At 53.7% G+C, this 17348-nt stretch carries 19 protein-coding genes; 6 read left to right on the plus strand and 13 right to left on the minus strand.

Annotated elements, in window-relative coordinates; all coding sequences use genetic code 11:
* Positions 1 to 2: 2 nt before the first annotated feature.
* Positions 3 to 452: a MarR family winged helix-turn-helix transcriptional regulator gene (locus tag MXMO3_RS06325; protein WP_245985812.1), complete on the minus strand. Its 450-nt coding sequence runs from the start codon at positions 450 to 452 to the stop codon at positions 3 to 5.
* 239 nt (positions 453 to 691) lie between these two features.
* Between MXMO3_RS06325 and MXMO3_RS06330 the strand changes: the two genes are divergently transcribed.
* The gene (locus MXMO3_RS06330; protein WP_027834571.1) at positions 692 to 1582 is read left to right on the plus strand and encodes a branched-chain amino acid aminotransferase; all 891 of its coding nucleotides are present in this window, start codon (positions 692 to 694) and stop codon (positions 1580 to 1582) included.
* 48 nt (positions 1583 to 1630) lie between these two features.
* Here MXMO3_RS06330 and MXMO3_RS06335 read toward each other — a convergent pair whose 3' ends face one another.
* From MXMO3_RS06335 to MXMO3_RS06360, 6 genes are read right to left on the minus strand one after another with little or no spacing between them, the layout of a single operon-like run.
* Complete coding sequence (locus MXMO3_RS06335; RefSeq protein WP_245985813.1) at positions 1631 to 2089, minus strand: molybdenum cofactor biosynthesis protein MoaE; 459 nt, start codon at positions 2087 to 2089, stop codon at positions 1631 to 1633.
* Positions 2086 to 2337, minus strand: coding sequence for a MoaD/ThiS family protein (locus tag MXMO3_RS06340; protein WP_117395315.1), 252 nt, complete (start codon positions 2335 to 2337; stop codon positions 2086 to 2088). The genes MXMO3_RS06335 and MXMO3_RS06340 overlap by 4 nt, the downstream gene beginning before the upstream one ends.
* Entirely contained in the window at positions 2334 to 2888 is a 555-nt protein-coding gene (pgsA, locus tag MXMO3_RS06345) for a CDP-diacylglycerol--glycerol-3-phosphate 3-phosphatidyltransferase (protein ID WP_051213543.1), read from the minus strand. The genes MXMO3_RS06340 and pgsA overlap by 4 nt, the downstream gene beginning before the upstream one ends.
* 34 nt (positions 2889 to 2922) lie before the next feature.
* On the minus strand, positions 2923 to 4809 hold the full coding sequence (gene uvrC, locus MXMO3_RS06350; RefSeq protein WP_051213542.1) for an excinuclease ABC subunit UvrC: 1887 nt from the start codon (positions 4807 to 4809) through the stop codon (positions 2923 to 2925).
* A 24-nt stretch (positions 4810 to 4833) separates the two neighbouring features.
* On the minus strand, positions 4834 to 5583 hold the full coding sequence (locus tag MXMO3_RS06355; protein WP_117395316.1) for an SDR family oxidoreductase: 750 nt from the start codon (positions 5581 to 5583) through the stop codon (positions 4834 to 4836).
* Positions 5583 to 6563, minus strand: coding sequence for a calcium/sodium antiporter (locus MXMO3_RS06360; protein WP_036221716.1), 981 nt, complete (start codon positions 6561 to 6563; stop codon positions 5583 to 5585). Before MXMO3_RS06360 ends, MXMO3_RS06355 begins: the two co-directional genes overlap by 1 nt.
* Before the next feature lie 235 nt (positions 6564 to 6798).
* On the opposite strand from MXMO3_RS06360, the gene MXMO3_RS06365 reads away from it, so the two are divergent.
* A complete protein-coding gene (locus MXMO3_RS06365) occupies positions 6799 to 7410 on the plus strand; it encodes a hypothetical protein (RefSeq protein WP_117395317.1) in 612 nt (203 codons plus the stop codon).
* Here the strand turns inward: MXMO3_RS06365 and MXMO3_RS06370 are convergent.
* The 3 genes from MXMO3_RS06370 to MXMO3_RS06380 are packed head-to-tail and all read right to left on the minus strand — an operon-like array spanning position 7385 to position 9684.
* Positions 7385 to 8266, minus strand: a complete 882-nt coding sequence (locus tag MXMO3_RS06370) for a DMT family transporter (RefSeq protein ID WP_205468091.1) — start codon at positions 8264 to 8266, stop codon at positions 7385 to 7387. The genes MXMO3_RS06365 and MXMO3_RS06370 overlap by 26 nt on opposite strands.
* A gap of 2 nt (positions 8267 to 8268) precedes the next feature.
* Positions 8269 to 9330, minus strand: coding sequence for a DUF1176 domain-containing protein (locus MXMO3_RS06375; RefSeq protein WP_117395318.1), 1062 nt, complete (start codon positions 9328 to 9330; stop codon positions 8269 to 8271).
* A 12-nt stretch (positions 9331 to 9342) separates the two neighbouring features.
* Positions 9343 to 9684, minus strand: coding sequence for a 5-carboxymethyl-2-hydroxymuconate Delta-isomerase (locus tag MXMO3_RS06380; protein WP_117395319.1), 342 nt, complete (start codon positions 9682 to 9684; stop codon positions 9343 to 9345).
* 153 nt (positions 9685 to 9837) lie between these two features.
* Here MXMO3_RS06380 and MXMO3_RS06385 point away from each other — a divergent pair, with 153 nt between their 5' ends.
* A complete protein-coding gene (locus tag MXMO3_RS06385; RefSeq protein ID WP_027834564.1) occupies positions 9838 to 10755 on the plus strand; it encodes a DMT family transporter in 918 nt (305 codons plus the stop codon).
* Positions 10756 to 10898: 143 nt separating this feature from the next.
* Here the strand turns inward: MXMO3_RS06385 and MXMO3_RS06390 are convergent, their stop codons facing one another.
* On the minus strand, positions 10899 to 11333 hold the full coding sequence (locus MXMO3_RS06390; protein WP_117395320.1) for a hypothetical protein: 435 nt from the start codon (positions 11331 to 11333) through the stop codon (positions 10899 to 10901).
* Between the two features lie 509 nt (positions 11334 to 11842).
* Between MXMO3_RS06390 and MXMO3_RS06395 the strand changes: the two genes are divergently transcribed.
* The 3 genes from MXMO3_RS06395 (at position 11843) to MXMO3_RS06405 (ending at position 14178) form a co-directional block, all read left to right on the plus strand.
* The gene (locus tag MXMO3_RS06395; RefSeq protein ID WP_027834562.1) at positions 11843 to 12151 is read left to right on the plus strand and encodes an ArsR/SmtB family transcription factor; all 309 of its coding nucleotides are present in this window, start codon (positions 11843 to 11845) and stop codon (positions 12149 to 12151) included.
* Between the two features lie 20 nt (positions 12152 to 12171).
* Positions 12172 to 13581, plus strand: a complete 1410-nt coding sequence (locus MXMO3_RS06400; protein ID WP_117395321.1) for a pyridoxal phosphate-dependent decarboxylase family protein — start codon at positions 12172 to 12174, stop codon at positions 13579 to 13581.
* 66 nt (positions 13582 to 13647) lie between these two features.
* A complete protein-coding gene (locus MXMO3_RS06405; RefSeq protein WP_117395322.1) occupies positions 13648 to 14178 on the plus strand; it encodes a DUF2059 domain-containing protein in 531 nt (176 codons plus the stop codon).
* 638 nt (positions 14179 to 14816) lie between these two features.
* On the opposite strand, the gene recQ is transcribed toward MXMO3_RS06405, so the two are convergent.
* Both recQ and MXMO3_RS06415 read right to left on the minus strand, forming a co-directional pair.
* Entirely contained in the window at positions 14817 to 16631 is a 1815-nt protein-coding gene (gene recQ / locus MXMO3_RS06410) for a DNA helicase RecQ (protein WP_117395323.1), read from the minus strand.
* Between the two features lie 160 nt (positions 16632 to 16791).
* Positions 16792 to 17325 carry a hypothetical protein gene (locus tag MXMO3_RS06415; protein ID WP_027834559.1) on the minus strand — a complete coding sequence of 178 codons (534 nt, stop codon included), beginning with the start codon at positions 17323 to 17325 and terminating at the stop codon, positions 16792 to 16794.
* Between the last annotated feature and the right edge of the window lie 23 nt (positions 17326 to 17348).

A 17348-nucleotide genomic window follows, 5' to 3' on the forward strand; every position in this document is an offset into this window, starting at 1 on the left:
TGCTAATTTTGAATAATATTCAGATTTTTAAGTTTGCTGTGATCTTCCGGATCGATCATTTCAACAAAAAACCGCGCCACCGTTTCTTTGGTTTCGGGGGGCAATTTGTCCAAAGCCTCACGCATCCGCTGCGACTGGTTGGCCGAAAGGGCGGTGAAAAACTCTGCGCCCTTAGCGGTGGGAAAAAGCAACCGTTTGCGGCGATCTTTTTGCCCCATCTTTTGTTCGATATAGCCATTGTCGATCAGTTGCCGCAACACGCGGGCGAGGCTTTGTTTGGTAATTTTTAGCAGGTCGAGCAAGTCCGCGACGGTCATGCCGGGACGCAAATTGACGAAATAAAGCACCCGGTGGTGGGCACGGCCAAAGCCTTGTCTCGACAATAACGCGTCAGCTTCGTGCACAAAATCACGATATGCGAAAAATAAAAGGCCCATTAAATCAAGGGGCATAGCATCCATAATATCCTTTGAAGGATGATCAGAATCGGAATTTATGTCAGCCTTGTTGACATTTATTTTATTGGCTGTCATGCTTCACCCTGTTCACAGTTTGATTTACACTTATCCCAAAGCTTGGGCCATTTGCCAAGATCGGCAGCTTGTCAAATGCAAAATATGCCGCTTTATGGCTCAGCATAAGTGATTTCAAACATAATTTCGGGCCAAAAGCCGATTTGAGGGAGAAGAAAATGGCCGGTGTACCTTTAGACCAACGTGATGGTTGGATCTGGTTTGATGGAGAGATGCGCGAGTGGAAAGAGTGCAAGGTGCATGTGTTGACCCATGCTTTGCATTACGCGTCGAGCGTGTTTGAAGGGCAGCGGGCATATAATGGCGAAGTGTTCAAGTTGCACGAGCATTCTGAGCGCTTGCGCAAATCCGCCAATATTCTGGATTTCGAAATTCCATATTCGGCTGACGAAATTGATGCCGCTTGCCGCGAGGTGTTGGAGAAGAACAATCTCACCAACGCCTATATGCGCCCCTTGGCGTGGCGCGGGTCGCATGAGTTGGGCCTTGGCGCCCACAACAACCCTGTTCATTTGGCGATTGCCGCATGGGAATGGCCGAGCCTGTTTTCCATGGAAGAAAAGCTCAAAGGTGTGCGCTTGGCTTGGTCTGATTGGCAGCGTCCGGCGCCAGATTCTGCGCCATTCGCGTCTAAGGCTTCAGGTCTTTATATGATCTGCACCCTTTCAAAGCACGCCGCCGAAGCCAAAGGCTATTCAGACGCATTGATGCGCGATTATCGCGGTTATGTGGCGGAGGCGACTGGCGCGAACGTGTTCTTCATCAAAAATGGTGAAATTCACACGCCAAAGCCTGATTGCTTCTTGGATGGCATTACCCGTCGCACCGTGATTGGGTTGGCGAAAGAGCAGGGCATCAACGTCATTGAGCGGGTGATCATGCCTGACGAAATTGGCGATTTTGAAGAATGCTTCTTGACCGGTTCTGCGGCTGAAGTCACGCCTGTTGCTGAAATCGAAGGCACCATCTTTGAGAAGCGCGACATTTGTCAAAAAATGATCGAGGCTTATGCAGATGCGGTGCAGCCGAAAAAGGCAGCTGCTGAATAAGTCAGCCTTTATCAATTTGAAAAACGCCGCTTCATTTGAGGCGGCGTTTTATTTTGTCCATTTGTCTTTGGCAGCTTCGTCCTTGTCTCGCGCCTCGACCCAGTGGGCGCCGTCCGCCCCTACTTCCTTTTTCCAGAACGGGGCATCGGTTTTGAGCCAATCCATCACATAATTGGCCCCGTCGAATGCGGCTTGTCGATGAGAACTCGCGGCCATCACTTGCACAATGGGCTCGCCGACTTTCATTTCACCAAAGCGATGCACCACTTGGATCGCCAGCAGGTCAAACTTGTCGACGGCCTCTTGGGCAAATCGCTCAATCTGCTTTTGCGCCATTGTGGGGTGATGTTCAAGGATCAGGGCTTTGATCGGCTGCTCCGGTTTAGACCGCACCAGACCGGTAAAGGTCGCCACGGCACCGGCTTCGGGTATATCTCGGGTGAATTGATTGACCAAATCGCCCGCATCAAAAATCGCAGCCTGAATGGTGACGCTGATGCCCATCATCCCCCCGTCATCGGTGGGAAGATTGAAAGCTCTTTGGCGCTGCCGAGGGGAGTGTCGAGTTCCACCAACTCATCGTCGAGTGCCGCCCGAAAAACGGTTTCAGGCGGCAGGACGAAGGCAAAATCCTCGTCGATGGTGCGTAAATGGTGCAACACATCTTGTACCGTCTTCACACTGTCCGGCAGCTCCAGCTGTTGCTCATCGCGGTTGAGCCGTTCGCGAATCCAAGCGAAGTAGCGAATGATCATTTGCCGCTCGCTCCTGCTGTCAGCTTTGGCCATGCCCCGGCGAAATATTCATAGCCGGTATAAACCGTGAGAAGCGTGGCCACCCAAAGTAGGCCGTTCGCGGCTGAGGCAACGCTGGGCACCAAGGGCACCAGCATGAATATGCCAAGTGCCACAAGTTGCAGGGTCGTTTTGTATTTTGCCAGCTTGGAGACGTGCACTGTGATTTGTGCATTGCCCAAATATTCGCGCAGGCCGGCCACGGCGATCTCGCGGAACATGATGGCGATGGCCAGCCATGTCTCGATTTGGTTGAATTCGCCCGTATAGGCAAATGCGATCAGCAAGGTGCCGACGAGCAATTTGTCGGCGATAGGATCCAACATGCGTCCCAGGTCCGACACAATGTTCATTTTGCGGGCGAGATAGCCATCGAAATAGTCGGTAATACACGCCACCACATAGAGCGCAAAAGCCACCTGGCGGGCCACATTATTGTCAATAAACACCAACCAGATGATGGCGGGGATCGCCACGATGCGGAAGATGGTCAAAAGATTGGGCAAATTCATGAGAAAGCCTTTGTGCCAGAGATTTTGGCCGAGTTTATGATCTATTGAAATGGTCGTAAATGGTCTGCGCCATTTGTTTTGATATGCCGGGTACTGACTGTAAATCGGAGAGCGCCGCGCGGCCGACAGATTTGGCCGATCCGAAATGGTTGAGCAAATTGCGCTTGCGGCTGGGGCCGATGCCTTCAATCTCATCCAGTGGATTTTTCACAATGGCTTTTGAGCGTTTGGCGCGGTGGGTGCCAATGGCAAAGCGGTGCGCCTCGTCGCGCAGGCGTTGAACGTAATAAAGCACCGGATCGCGGGCGGGCAACATGAACGGTTCGCGGCCCTCAATGAAAAAGGTTTCGCGCCCCGCATTGCGTTCTTCCCCTTTGGCGATACCGATCAAGGTGACTTTTTGCGGCAAGTCGAATTGCTCAAGCACTTTGCGCACCGCATTCAATTGTCCCTTGCCGCCATCGATCAGCAGCACGTCTGGCCAGTCCGGCATGTAAGCGGGGTCTTTGGTCAGTTCTTCGTCTGGCTTTTCATATTCGGTCACCAAACGTTTGAAGCGGCGGGTCAGCACTTCGTTCATCATGCCAAAGTCGTCGCCGGGCGTCAGTTCCTCTGACTTGATGTTGAAGGTGCGGTAATGCTTTTTGGAAAGCCCCTCACGGCCTGCCACCACCATCGCGCCTACGGCGTGGGTGCCTTGAATGTGCGAGTTATCATATGTCTCGATGCGTTTGGGCGGTTCATCCAAATTGAATGTTTTTGCCATGCCTTCAAGCAGGCTGGTTTGCGAGGCACTCTCCGCCAATTGCCGTCCAAGTGCCTGCCGCGCATTGTCGAGGGCATGTTCCACGAGTTGGCGCTTTTCGCCGCGCTGCGGGGTTTGCAGATCAATTTTGCGATCAGCGCGGATCGAGAGGGCTTCTTGCAACAGCTTTGGATTGTCCACCGGGTGAGACAGCAAAACCACCTTTGGCGGTGTGCGGCTTTCATAGAACTGCGCCACAAAGGCCTCCAGCACTTCAGATTCTTCTAAACTCTTGTCGGCGCGTGGATAATAGGCGCGGTTGCCCCAGTTTTGGTGGGCGCGGAAGAAAAAGACCTGAATGCAGAAGCGGCCCGCTTCTTGGTGAATGGCAAAAATATCGCCTTCGGAAAGCGATTGCGCGCTCATATCGCCTTGGGATTGGATCAGCGCGAGCGCAGATATCCGATCGCGCAGCAGGGCGGCGCGTTCAAAGTCCAAATTCTCGGACGCCTGTTGCATTTCTTTCGACAATTGAGCCTGCACGCTTTTGGATTTGCCGGACAAAAAGTCGACCGCGTCTTGCACCAGTTTTTGATAATCTTCGATTGAGATTTCGCCGGTGCAGGGTGCGGCACAGCGTTTGATCTGGTGTTGAAGGCAGGGGCGGGTGCGCCCTTGATAATAGCTGTCGGAACAATTGCGTAACAGAAACGCTTTTTGCAGCGCAGCGATGGTGCGGTTCACTGCGGTGACAGACGCAAAGGGGCCGAAATAATGTCCTTTTTTGCGGCGCACGCCACGATGTTTCGTTAGTTCGGCGGCTTCGTGCTCCGTCGCCAGCAAAATATAGGGGAAGCTCTTATCGTCGCGCAGCAACACGTTGTAGCGGGGCCGCAGGCGCTTGATCATGTTGGCTTCAAGCAGCAGCGCTTCACTCTCGGTATTTGTGGTGACGAATTCCATCGAGCGGGTGGCGGCGATCATGCGGCCGATGCGCACCGAATTGCCCTCATAGCGGGTGTAGTTTGTCACCCGCGCTTTGAGGTTGCGGGCCTTGCCCACATAGATCACATTTTGCTGGTCATCCAGCATGCGATAAACCCCAGGCCCGGTGGGCAGGGTTTTCACAAACTGTTTAATGATCTCTGGGCCGGGGGATGGGGTCGCTTCACTCATTGCGACTCAAATATAGCGCAAAAACTAATTTGTTTCACCAAGATCGGCCCAAATGAGATGTTGTCCCCCATCCATCGCGATCATCTGCCCGGTTACGGATTTTGCCCTCAAAAAATAGCGGATCGTGTCCACAATTTCGTTCAGCGCTGGCCCGGTCTTAAGCGGTAGGCTTTCCAACTCTTCTTTGAAATCTTCTTCAGTCTGATGCTCATTCTGGAGGGTCGGGCCGGGGCCAATTGCATTAACGCGAATGCGTGGGGCAAGTCCTTGCGCCAGTGTGCGCGTTGCGGTCCAGAGCACAGATTTAGAGAGGGTGTAGCTGAAAAAGCTCGGCTTGAGCGCCCAAACCCGTTGGTCAATCATATTGACGATGAGGCCCGCTTGATCGTTTGGCAATTGGGCCGCGAAATGTTTGGCCAAAAACATGGTCGCTTCAGCGTGCACGCTGAAATGCTTGTGCCACATTTCGTGGGTCAAATCGTCGATAGTGTCTGGCTTGAACAGGCTGGCATTGTTGATCAGCCCGGTGATCGGGCCAAAATGTTTCGAAGCGCGCTCAATCAGCGTGTCATATTGCTCGGCATCTGTGAGGTCTGCGCCCTCAATGGCGGCGCTGTAGCCCTTTGCGTTGAGCTCGTCTGCCAATTGGGCAGCCTCAGTGTCTGAGTGGTTATAATGGATAACCACATTGTGGCCGTCTTCGGCCATGCCTTTTGCCATAGCTGCGCCGATGCGATTAGCGGCGCCTGTGATGAGAAATGTTTGTTTTTGCATTATCCAATGGGTAGCCCTTCAGCCAGTTGATGTCCAATTTGAAAGACAACTACAAGATAAACAACATAGGCAATGCTCATCGCCCCGCCCTCAATCTTGCCGATTGAGCGGTGCATAAACACGACGGGGGCCAGGCCGATGGCGATAAACAACATCACCCAATAATCAAACACCATAAAGTTCGGTGCCACCTGCAGCGGCACGATAAGCGCTGTGATGCCGAGAATGGAGAGGATGTTGAAGATGTTGGAGCCAACAGCATTGCCAATAGCCACAGCGGATTGACGCCGCAGCGCGGCGGACATACCTGCGGCCAGTTCTGGCAAGGAGGTGCCCAATGCAACGATGGTCAAGCCCACCGCGCTGTCGGCAACGCCCCAAATGGCCGCAATGTCCAACGCGCTATCGGTGGTGAGTTTGCCGCCAAGGGGTAGACCAATAACGCCGATGATCAAATAGATCGCGATCTTTTTGGGATCTTCGGGCGCATCGTCGATCTCGTCCATGAGCTCTTCGATGTTTTGGCCGCGTTTGCGCATCTTGTTGGCTTCAAAGCCGTTATAGAGCAGGTAACCTGCCAAAAGCCCCAAAAAGATCAGTCCGTCCACATGGTTGATCACGCCGTCAACGCTCAACACAATCAACAACACTGACACCAAGATCATAAAGCTGGTGGAGCGGCGTAATCCTGTTTGCTTGCAGTCGATAGCGAAAAACAATGCCGGGAAGCCTAGAACCAGCAAAATATTGGTGATGTTTGACCCGACCACATTACCGATGGACAAGCCTGAAGCGCCATCAAGCGCGGCAGAAATGGATACCACCAGTTCGGGTGCGGACGTGCCGAACGCCACAACGGTTAAACCAATTACAAGTGGGGGGATGCCCATTCGAGTCGATACGCCAACAGCGCCACGAACCAACAAATCGCCAGTTACAACTAGCGTGGCCAATCCTAAGATGAGCAGAAAATAGGGCATCGCAACCTTTTCATATGATCATTCGCGACAGGTAGTGACAAGAAACGTCGCAAAACACAAGAGCACCTGATATGGTATGTGTGGAAGAGATTTAAAGGTATTGGATGGAGTTTCCAACCTTTTCATCAAAATTTGTTTGGTATGGCTTTTTCTCGGTATTGTTTCTCACAATTTTGTTAACGCACTGGCTCTCGCTTTGGTTTTGCGCCTAGAATATTTTTTTGTGGAGCGCTAGATGATTACGACAACTCATATATTGATTGCCGGTGCCATATTGACCCGGCGCGACGCGCCCAAAAAGCAAAACATGCTGGCCTTTTTCGGCGGCTTTTTTCCGGATTTTTCGGTTTTTGTCATGGTGGCGTTTTCCGCCATCACGGGTGTCGGTCGCGGCAATATGTGGCGCAGCCCGGACGGGATGTATTGGCAAGAGCCGTGGCAGAGTTTTTCTGCGATCTCCAATTCCATCCCGCTTTATGCATTCCTGATCATTCTGGGCTGGATGCTGGCCATGTATGTGCCGCTATATCGGTATTATTGGCGCCTAATCGGTATCTTTGCTGCTGGCGCAATGTTGCACGTCGTGTCAGATTTTCCCGTGCATACGGACGATGCCCATGTGCATTTCTGGCCCATCACCGATTGGCGGTTCTTCTCTCCGGTTTCATATTATCAGCGGTCCAACTATGGCGACATTGTCGGTGCGGTGGAGTTGGTGGTTGGCGTGCTGCTGGCGGCCCTCTTGATTTGGCGTTTCAAGAATTTGTGGGCGCGCATCTTTATCGTTGCTTTGCTCGCGCCATATTTTATCTCGCTTGGCTTTATTTTCCGGTACTTTGTGCATTAGCTTTTGGTTTGGCCAACGTGGCAAGGCCAACCCCTGCTAAAATCATCACTGACAATAGTCCGAACTTCAGCGTCAGCGGTTCGCCCAAAAACAGCACGCCAGCAATGGCGGCCAATGCGGGCACGCTCAGCTGCACAATGCCAGCTCGCGTGCGGGTGAGGCCGGGCAGCGCTGTGTACCAAATGGCATAACCAACGCCGGACGCAAGTGCGCCGGATGCTACGGCCAAAGCCATGCCTTTGAAGCTAACCAAGGCTGGGCTGAGTTGAAGGGCTATGATCGGGACGATCACCACAGAACCGATCAAAAAGGCGCGCCAGAAATTGCCTGCTGTGTCCAATGTGGGGTTTTTTGAGCCGCGTCCCCATAGGGAATAGATGCCCCAAGTAACACCCGCACAGGCCATTAAACCGACAGCTTGCAGATCCGGAGCCTGGTCGAAGCCGGGGCTGACCAGCGCGACAAATCCCACCAGTGCGATCACCAAGCCAACCATTTCCAGCGCCGAGGGGCGATCGCCTTTGGCGATGGCTGTACCAAGCATTGTAAATTGCACCATGGCAAACAGAATAAGCGCGCCCATACCTGCGCCGAGCCAAAGATAGGCAATTGAAAAGCCGAGCGCATAAACAAATAACGCGATGGCGCTTGGCCAGGTCCCGGCGGCGGCAATATCGCGCATTGATTTGCGATTGACGATCAGTGCAATCAGCATCAGGGTGATCGCGCCGGACCCAAGCCGCATCAGGGTAAAATTATGCGGGTCGATGGCGTTTTCTGCCAAGGCTGCTCGGTTCAACAGCGAGTTGGCCGCAAAGGCAAGCATTGCGGCACCGGTAAGTAAGAATAGGCGCACGTCTAGTCCTTTGGAAAGATTTGTGGGAACGTCAAATCAGCATTCTCATCATAATCAAGGCCGCATGTGGGTTGGTAGTGATATTCGCGCAGTTGCAGGCCGTAGCCCGCCCATTGCCATGTGCCTGCGCTGCCGCAATCGCCCAAACCGCGAAATTTTAAGAATGACGAAATCGTCAAACGATGTGGGTCAAGATACGGGTTCACCAAATAGTCCACCGCGGTCCAGCCACTGGTGTCGCCATAATCGACGAAATGCTGCACCGTCGCGGTTTGCCGGGTTGGGTTCCAAATATAGAAGCGTGAAAGCAAATTATATGCGCCGGAAGAGCAGGGCAGCATAAACAGGCTGTTATCCTGATCCAGCTGCATAACTTCCCAACCGGCGTTCTCTACATCGATTGGTTCGAAATCGCACACATCGCCCTTAAAGTGCAGGTCTGCAACGGGTTGCGGAATATTTGACGGCGGGGCGGGCAAGGCGAAGGCGCGCTCGTAGTCGGCCGGTGCATAGCCCGCAACACGCGGACTGCCGACGGCATCCTGCTGGTCATCGATCCACAGCATAGAGGCGGTGAGGCCACTCAGGGAAAACTGCAGCGATTGGCGCCCAGCCTCAGTATCGAGTTCAATGGTGAGCGTTTGTTTGGCCAGCATCTTTTGCAGCAGCCGCGTGGCGTCATTGCCGAGGAAAAACAGGTCATTAATCGCGCCATACGCCGCCAAACTCAGCGGCCGATTGAAATAGAGTGTGTCCGGACCGTCTTCCACCACCAAGAAGCTGTCTTTGGTGGGCATGGTGGCAACGGTGGTCAGCGAGATTTCCCAATCGCGTGCCTGTTGGGCCCGTCCGACACGCAAGATGTAATCCGCGACGGCGCCGCTGGGCGGATTGGGGTTAATGTAGGTGGTGGCCGAACAATAGCCCGTTGTGGGGCGGCAGGCGGTCAACCAATCTTTGAAATACGCACGTTTTTCGCCAAAGGTCTCCGCACTTGCGCCCAGGGGCAGACTGACAGCAAGGGTGAGCAGGGCAATGCCGAAGGGCTTGAGAAAGCGGTGCATGGGAGAACCTCTCTATCGCGCTGATTTTACGTAAGCGCTGGACAAATCTTCGATATCGACGGAATGGCTGGCCGCCTCAGGCAATCGTTTCAGCAGCAAGGCATGCAGCGCGCCCGTCAGCTCTTTTTTCGTCGCCTCATCACGCCCCGGCAGCAGCTTAATGGTGGCGTGGACAAATCGGTCATTTTCCAACGCTTGCACATGATGCTGATAAGGCAGGGCCCGTACTTTAATGGCGCTCGGATCTGGAAATGTCGGGTGGCTAGCGATCTCATCAAAAATGGCTTCACACATTGTTTGGATGTCTCGCTCGCCAGCCAGGTTTTGCGCGTATTCAACAATAATGTGCGGCATCAATGATTTCCTTTTGTGATGGGGACATTTCAAAATGTCATCCCCCGACGATGTATTTGGCATAGGCAACGTATCGTTTCGCTGTTAGCGTCGCCCTTTAGTCTTTGCTGCGACTATATCGTGGTTCCGCTTTTTGTGAATAGGGATTTCAAAATGTCTGTGCTTCAGGTGCCGGCCGACGCGAATGTGGCCAAGGGGATCAGTTTGACGCTTGCCGCCATTCTTGTGTTTGGGGTGCAGGACGTGATGGTCAAGATCATGGTCAATGATTATCCCTTTACCCAAGTTGTGATGGTGCGTTTTTGGGGCGTGGGCGTGTTTATTTTGGCCTGGCTGTGGCGCGAAGGTACGTTGCGTACGGCGCTGAAAAGCAAAAAGCCGCTGTTGCAAATCACCCGTGGCACCTTGCTGGTGACTGATATTTGGTGCTTTTCCGCGGCGCTGACTTTTTTGCCGCTCGCCGACACGCAGGCGATCTTTATGCTGTTTCCCATTGTCACCACGATGCTGGCCATTCCCTTATTGGGGGAGCAGGTGGGGCTGATCCGCTGGGTGGCGATTGTTGTCGGGTTTATCGGCACCATGATCGTGATTCGTCCCGGCTTTCAGGAATTCAATATGGGCGTTATCTTCCAGCTGGGTGCCGTGTTCAGCTTTGCTGGCTATACGATTGTGACCCGCATGCTGGCGTCCCATGACCGCACGTCCACCTCCATGGCCTATATGGCGCTGGTGGGCATTGTGCTGTCGACCGCTGTGGGCATCACCACCTTTGAAAATTTCGGCCCCAAGGGTTGGTTGATGATTGGCGGAATCATCATCACTGCCAATATTGCCCATACGCTGTTCACCATGTCGCTGCGTGAAGCGCCGGCCAGCATTTTGCAGCCGTTTAATTTTATGATGTTGCCGGTGGCGATTGTGTTCAGTTTTATTGCATTTGGTGATTTGATCGATGGGATCAGCCTGATCGGTGCATTGATTACCGTAGGCGCTGGCTTGACAGTGTGGTGGCGTGAGCGGAAGAAAAAAATACGGACAGGTGCGAGCATTCGCGGAGAGATCAGATAGGGGATGATCGCGAGGTCATGCCCAGCACCTGTCCGATTTAAAAAGACGCAACCCGGATATTCTGGGCCCTTGCGAGGCATGAGATGAATGCCGCCCAGCCTATGCCGGGGTTGCGTCTATTCTGTCGGTCCGTAGCTACTCTGTTACTGACCGACAGTTTCTTTGCCTTCCCCTCCAAACCGGGTGGCAAGGAAACTCATTAGGGCGCCAATGATCAACCCGTCTACAATTGACCAAGCGCCGGAAGAGAAAATACTATTTTCTCCAAACATGGCGATGGCCACTGCATCGAACTGCGGTTGCGCGATCATCCACAAGACCAGCATCATAAAACCGCCGATCATTGGGCCACGCACCCACCAGGGCATTGGCATGTGCAGCACCGGATGGTAGGTGAACACACCCATAATCCCGATAAAGCCGCCCATCATAATAAGGTAAAGTGCCACGCCAAATCGGAAGGTAAGTGTGACTTCCGGTGTGATCATCGGCAAAATGAAAAAAGCGATCAAACCAAAGACAAGTCCGATGGTTTTACCAATCGCCGCCCGCCTTATAAGTGAAGGTTTTTCAAGCATTCTTCCTACCCTTTCTTTGAATTTAACTGAATTAAATGGGTCTCTATTTGATATAAATCAAACAGCGGGCAGAAAGTTCAATATTGTTTTTTGGCGATTGGGCACGACAAATGGCTCGACTGGTCGATACCGTCGAGGGGCGATTTGCGGCGCACGAGGTGATGTTCAACTCGGCATCCTAGGGAATGTGGTGAGTTCAACATCACCTCGTGCAGCAAGGATTTTTCCGTGGCTTATCTGCTTTTGGAGGGCTGACCCTAATATCTCCATCAAGCGCGAACGCCTGACGCCCTTGGTGGCGGGCAAAGCAAGATAAGCTGGCCACCCCCTCGCGTCCGAAGGTGTGCCTTGCTCTTTTCCCACATGGGGCAAGCCCCATCTTTCCCCTTGTCCGTCAACAAGCCGCTGGAAAGCGTTGGTGCGAAAAGTGGGGCTATTATACCACCGGCCAGAGGGGCGGGGATAAGTTTTTGATTGACTCAGTTAGTCAATTTGCTAATTGAATAACTATGGAAGAAGATTTTGTGTTTGTGGCGAACGCTTTAGCCCATGAGAAGCGATTGAGAATTTTGGAATGGTTGAAGGACCCGGTGGGGAATTTTCCACCTCAGGTTGATGGCGACCTGATCAAAGACGGGGTTTGCTCCATGTATATTGCCGACAAATTGGAGGTGAGCCCACCCACCGCGTCGCAACATTTGGCGCTGTTGCGCGATGCCGGATTGGTCAAAGCCACACGGATCAAGAAATTCACCTTCTATAAGCGTGAGGAAGCGGCCATCGCCGCCATTGCCAAGCGCATTAAAAACGAACTTTAAGAGCATTTCAGGGAAAAGCTATGTCAGACGAATTGGCGCTTTTGGCCGAAGCGGATCGGCTTGCGGCAGATTATTTGCACTCGGTAGCAGAGCGGCGGGTGTTTCCTACCCAGCAGGCGTTGGATGATTTGGTGGCGTTTGATGAAGAGCTGCCCACCGCGCCAAGTGCGGCAGGGGACACGCTCAACATGTTGCGCCGCTATGGCGATCCGGCCAGCGTCACCAGCAATGGCGGGCGCTATTTTGGTTTTGTGATCGGGGCGAGTCTGCCGGAAGCTGCCGCCGCGGAGCGACTGGCGCTGGCATGGGACCAATGTGCCTCTTCATATGTGAACTCGCCGGTGATGGCGAAAATCGAAGAGGTGGCGACCAAATGGGTGCTGGAAATTCTGGACCTGCCGCGTGAAAGCCAGATTGGCTTTGGCACCAGCGCCACCGCGTGCGGCCTTTCGGTTTTGGCCGCCGCGCGACGCACGCTTTTGGCGCGGCACGGCTGGAATGTGGATGAAGATGGGCTTATGGGCGCCCCCGAAATCAAATTGGTGGTGCCGCAAACGGTGCACATCACCGTCAAGAAGGCAGCGCGGCTGCTCGGGTTTGGCATGAACCGCCTGATTGAGGCGCCTTGTGATGAATATGGCCGAGTGATCCCGGAACAATTGCCTGCGCTGGATGATAGAACCATCCTCGTTTTGCAGGCCGGTGAGGTGAATATGGGCGAGTTTGATCGTTTTGCTGAGATCATTCCCATGGCGCAAAAAGCGGGTGCCTGGGTGCATGTGGACGGGGCCTTTGGGCTATGGGCGCGGGCCAGCACATCCAAAAAGGCGCTGACCGACGGCATTGAACTGGCCGATAGCTGGACCACGGATGGGCATAAATGGCTCAACACCCCATATGATGGCGCTATGGCCATTTGCCGCCATGCGGATGAACTGGCGGTAGCATTGAATTCAGACGCGGTTTATTCGACCGCCGAACCTTATGCGCAAAAGAATTTGGTGCTTGAGTTTTCGCGCCGAGGCCGTGGCATGCCGATTTGGGCCGCGCTCCGCAGCTTGGGCCGCGAGGGGGTGGACGAGATGGTCACCCGCCATTGCAACCAAGCGCAAATGCTGGCCGAGGGGCTGCGGGCAAAGGGCGTGACCGTGCTGAATCGGGTTGTGCTGAACCAGGTGCTGTGCACGCTGGGCGATGCGACGAAAAATGAGGCGCTGCTCAACCGGGTCACCGAAGAGGGTGAAGTTTGGTTTGGCCCATCGAAATGGCAGGGCGAAAGCGTGTTTCGCCTGTCGGTGTCGTCTTGGCGCACGACAGATGCGGATATTGCGCGGGCGGTTGAGGTGATTGGGCGGGGGAATCAAGAAGTGTTGAGCGGCCCTTATTCGCAAGCAGACAGTTCGCGCGCAGTAATGGTCAGCGAGGAATAATTGGCTTAGCATAGAAAAGCGAATCCAAATATTGTTAGATTTTAAGCTATAGAAACTGGAATATTTATGAAAATTGCTACGGCGGTATTAGCCATAACACTATCGTTTTTCGTCTCGCCTGTCCTCGCTGATCCGCAAGCTGATGCTAAATATATTATTAGCCAAACTATGACGCGTTCTATGTTTGAAGGTGCGATCGCTGCCCAGCGTCCATTAATTTTGGGAGCTATACAAAACGACTTGAATGGCAAAAACATTAAGCTCACTGATCCGAATAAGTTTTTGGACTTGTTTATGGAAGAATTTTTGGGTGAATTTACAGATGCTATGCAAGAACAAGGTGCTGCGCTTTATTTAGAGAACTTCTCAGATAAAGAACTGGCAGATCTTGCCGCATTTTTTAAGACTGATTCTGGAAAAGCCTATTTACAAGCATCTCCAAAATTGATGTTGGAGGGTGCGCGTATGGGGCAACTTGCCGGGCAGAAAGCTGGGTTGAACGCTGGTAAACGTTTAGCCAAGCGAATTGAATCAGAAAACCTAATCGTTGTTGATGATCCAAGCAATTTATCCGAGTTGCTCGAAGCTATCAAATAGACCCTCAGGTGTTTTCTAAGGATGAACGCTTCCGATCACCCGCTCGAGAAATGAGCTGGTGATTGCCTTGTGGCTAAGCGCAAATGGATTGCCGGATCAAGCCTTGCAATGACGTGCGGGAGAGTGGTGGTGCGGTGCGCATTAGGAGATGCTGCTTGGACCCTCGGGTCAAGGCCGAGGGTGACGAAGGTAGGGTGCTGGTGCTGTGACTGATGGATGGTTCGGGCCGTGGTCATTGCGCTCGCCCGTCATTCCCGCGTTGGTGGGAAGCTGGATGGGACTTTCCTCGAGTAAGTTGTTGGCCTTGTGTTTCTTGGTTTGTATATGCCTGGATCCCCGTTTTCACGGAGATGACGGGTGTGGGGTGGCAGCGGTGGCCGGAAATATGCGCATGAAGTGCCGTGTGAATGACCGCAATTGGATTGCAAGATCAAGTCTTGCAATGACGTGCGGGAGAGTGGTGGTGCGGTGCGCATTAGGAGATGCTGCTAGGCCCCGGACTTGATCCGGGGTCCATGCAGCGCTTGTGATCGGCAATGGTGTGACTGTTTTTTTCAGCGGTTTGATTTAAAAAATGACTGACCAACCTCAAAGGCGATAACCCTTATGCAGGAGCGAGACCGGGCAGTGCCTAACGCTTAGACCGAGCTGGCTTCATTCGCGATTACATCCAAAAACACCTGCCCATAGCGGTCGAGTTTGGATTTGCCGATGCCGTTGATTTCCAGCATGGCGTCGAGGTTGGTGGGTTTGGCTTGGGCCAGTTCCACAAGGGTGCGGTCGTGGAAGATGACGTACGCGGGGACCTTGTTGGTTTTGGCCAGTTCGCTGCGCACGGATCTTAGCGTGTTGAGCAGGGTCTGGTCTTCTGTGTTGAGCGGCACGGATGTCGCGGCGCTACTGCGGGCTTTGCGTTTGGTGCGGAGGGGTTTTACGTAGTGCCGCATGGGCAGGGCGGGTTTTTCTTTTAGGAAGTTGCGCCCGGCGCGGGTGATCATAAAGCCGCCATGGCCTTCGGGATTGAGGCACAACAGATTGCTGGCGATCAGTTGGCGGAAGACGTTTTGCCATTCGGGTTTGGTCAAATCTTGGCCGATGCCAAAGGTTGGGAGTTGGTCGTGGCCAAACTGGGTGATGCGATCGTTCTCTGTGCCGAGCAGTACATCGATCAGATAGGCGATGCCGAACCGCTCGCCGGTGCGATAGACGCAGGAGATGGCTTTTTGTGCCGGAATCGAGGCGTCGAAGGTTTCCGGGGGCTGTTCGCACGTGTCGCAATTGCCGCACGGATCGCAATTGTCGTCGAAATAGTTGAGCAGCACCTGCCGACGGCATTTGGCGGTTTCGCAAAGGCCAAACAGGGCACCAAGCTTTTGATGCTGAATGCGCTTTTGCTCGGACGGGGCGGTGGAGGCTTCAATCCATTGGCGTTGCTGGGCGGCATCTTCCAGCCCATAGAGCATCAGCGCATTTGAAGGTTGCCCGTCGCGCCCGGCGCGGCCGGTTTCCTGATAATAGGCTTCGATATTTTTTGGCGTGTTCATATGCACCACAAAGCGCACATCGGGTTTGTCGATCCCCATGCCGAAGGCGATGGTGGCGACCATGATCACCCGCTCGCCTTGCAAAAAGGCCTGCTGATTTTGCGCGCGCACTTCGCTTGAAAGCCCGGCATGATAAGGCAGCGCTTCGATGCCCTGTTCACACAGCCATGCGGCCATCTCCTCAACATTTTTGCGCGACAGGCAATAGATGATCCCGCAATCCTCGGGGTGCTTATCCTTGAGGAAACGCAGGACCTGATTGCGGGGGGAATTGCGCAGGGCAATTGAATAATTGATGTTTGGACGGTCGAAGCCGCCGATAAAGCTGCGGCCATCGTCGAGCGCGAGGCGGTGAACAATGTCAGCACGGGTTTGCGCATCTGCGGTGGCGGTGAGGGCAACGCGGGGCACGTTGGGAAAACGTTCGGCCAGCATCGAGAGCGCCGCGTAATCAGGGCGGAAATCGTGGCCCCATTCGGAGACGCAGTGGGCTTCGTCGATGGCAAACAGGGCGATGTTGCATTTGTCGAGGAAGGACAAAAAGTCTGGCATCATCAGCCGTTCGGGGGCGACATAGAGCAGGTCAATTGTGCCGTCGCGCACCTGCCGCCGCACAGCGCTCACTTCTTCGAAAGTCATCGTTGAGTTGATCGCGGCGGATTTGATGTTCATCTGATCAAGGGCGTTGATCTGGTCTTGCATCAAGGCGATCAGTGGCGACACCACAACCGCAACGCCTTTGCGGCAAAGCGCCGGGATCTGATAGCAAAGTGACTTACCCGCGCCCGTTGGCATCAGCACAAAGGCATTGCCGCCCTCGACCACATGATTGATGACGTCTTCCTGCTGGCCGCGAAAGGCGTCATATCCGTAATAATCGCGCAGAATGCTGAGGGGGGTGTTGGTCATAGGCTCAAAGTTAAGACAATAAGATTGGTCGCGGATTCGCGGGCAACTGTAATGCAGATTGAGCCTGAATGATATGCGACCGTGCGGCCTTCAACCGTTATGTTTGGTCGCAATGGAGAGGACGGCCCCGCAATTTGCGGGGCGCGTCAATTTTGGCTGTTTAGCTTGCGGGCAAAGCGCTTGGGCTGAACTGGCACATTTCGCCAGCGCGGGCCATGCTTTCGGTAAACCCAGCGGGTGAGAACAAGCCGTAAAGCACGGTTTCGCCGTCTGACTGGCGTTCCATCGCAAAGCCGATCGAGTCCGAGGCGCCGTTAAGCTCGGTGATCATTTCCGAAACGAAGCCGCTGGTCATGGACGCGTTGTAGCCGGTTGGGCCGAGGTCGGCGAGCATTTCGTCGCTGAGCCATGTGACTTCCCCGTCCACTTCGAGGGCGACATAGTCATTTTCACCCCAAGGTGCGCCTGTTTCGCCGGGCCATGGCGCATATTCATAGCTGAAACCTGCGTTATATCCTTGGTTTTCAAAGCGGAAGACGAGCGCGCCAGAGGTGTCGCGGGCAGATCGGGTTGTGAAGACGTAACAAACCTGACCGATTTTGCTGGCGGCCCAGTCGCCGCTGCTGAAGGTTTGAGCGGCGGCAGGAGAGGTGAACCCTAATCCAACCAGCAGGGCCAAAATGATGTAACGCATGTGATTTCCTTGTTTGATTGCTT

This window comes from Maritalea myrionectae (assembly GCF_003433515.1).
Classification (GTDB): Bacteria; Pseudomonadota; Alphaproteobacteria; order Rhizobiales; family Devosiaceae; genus Maritalea; species Maritalea myrionectae.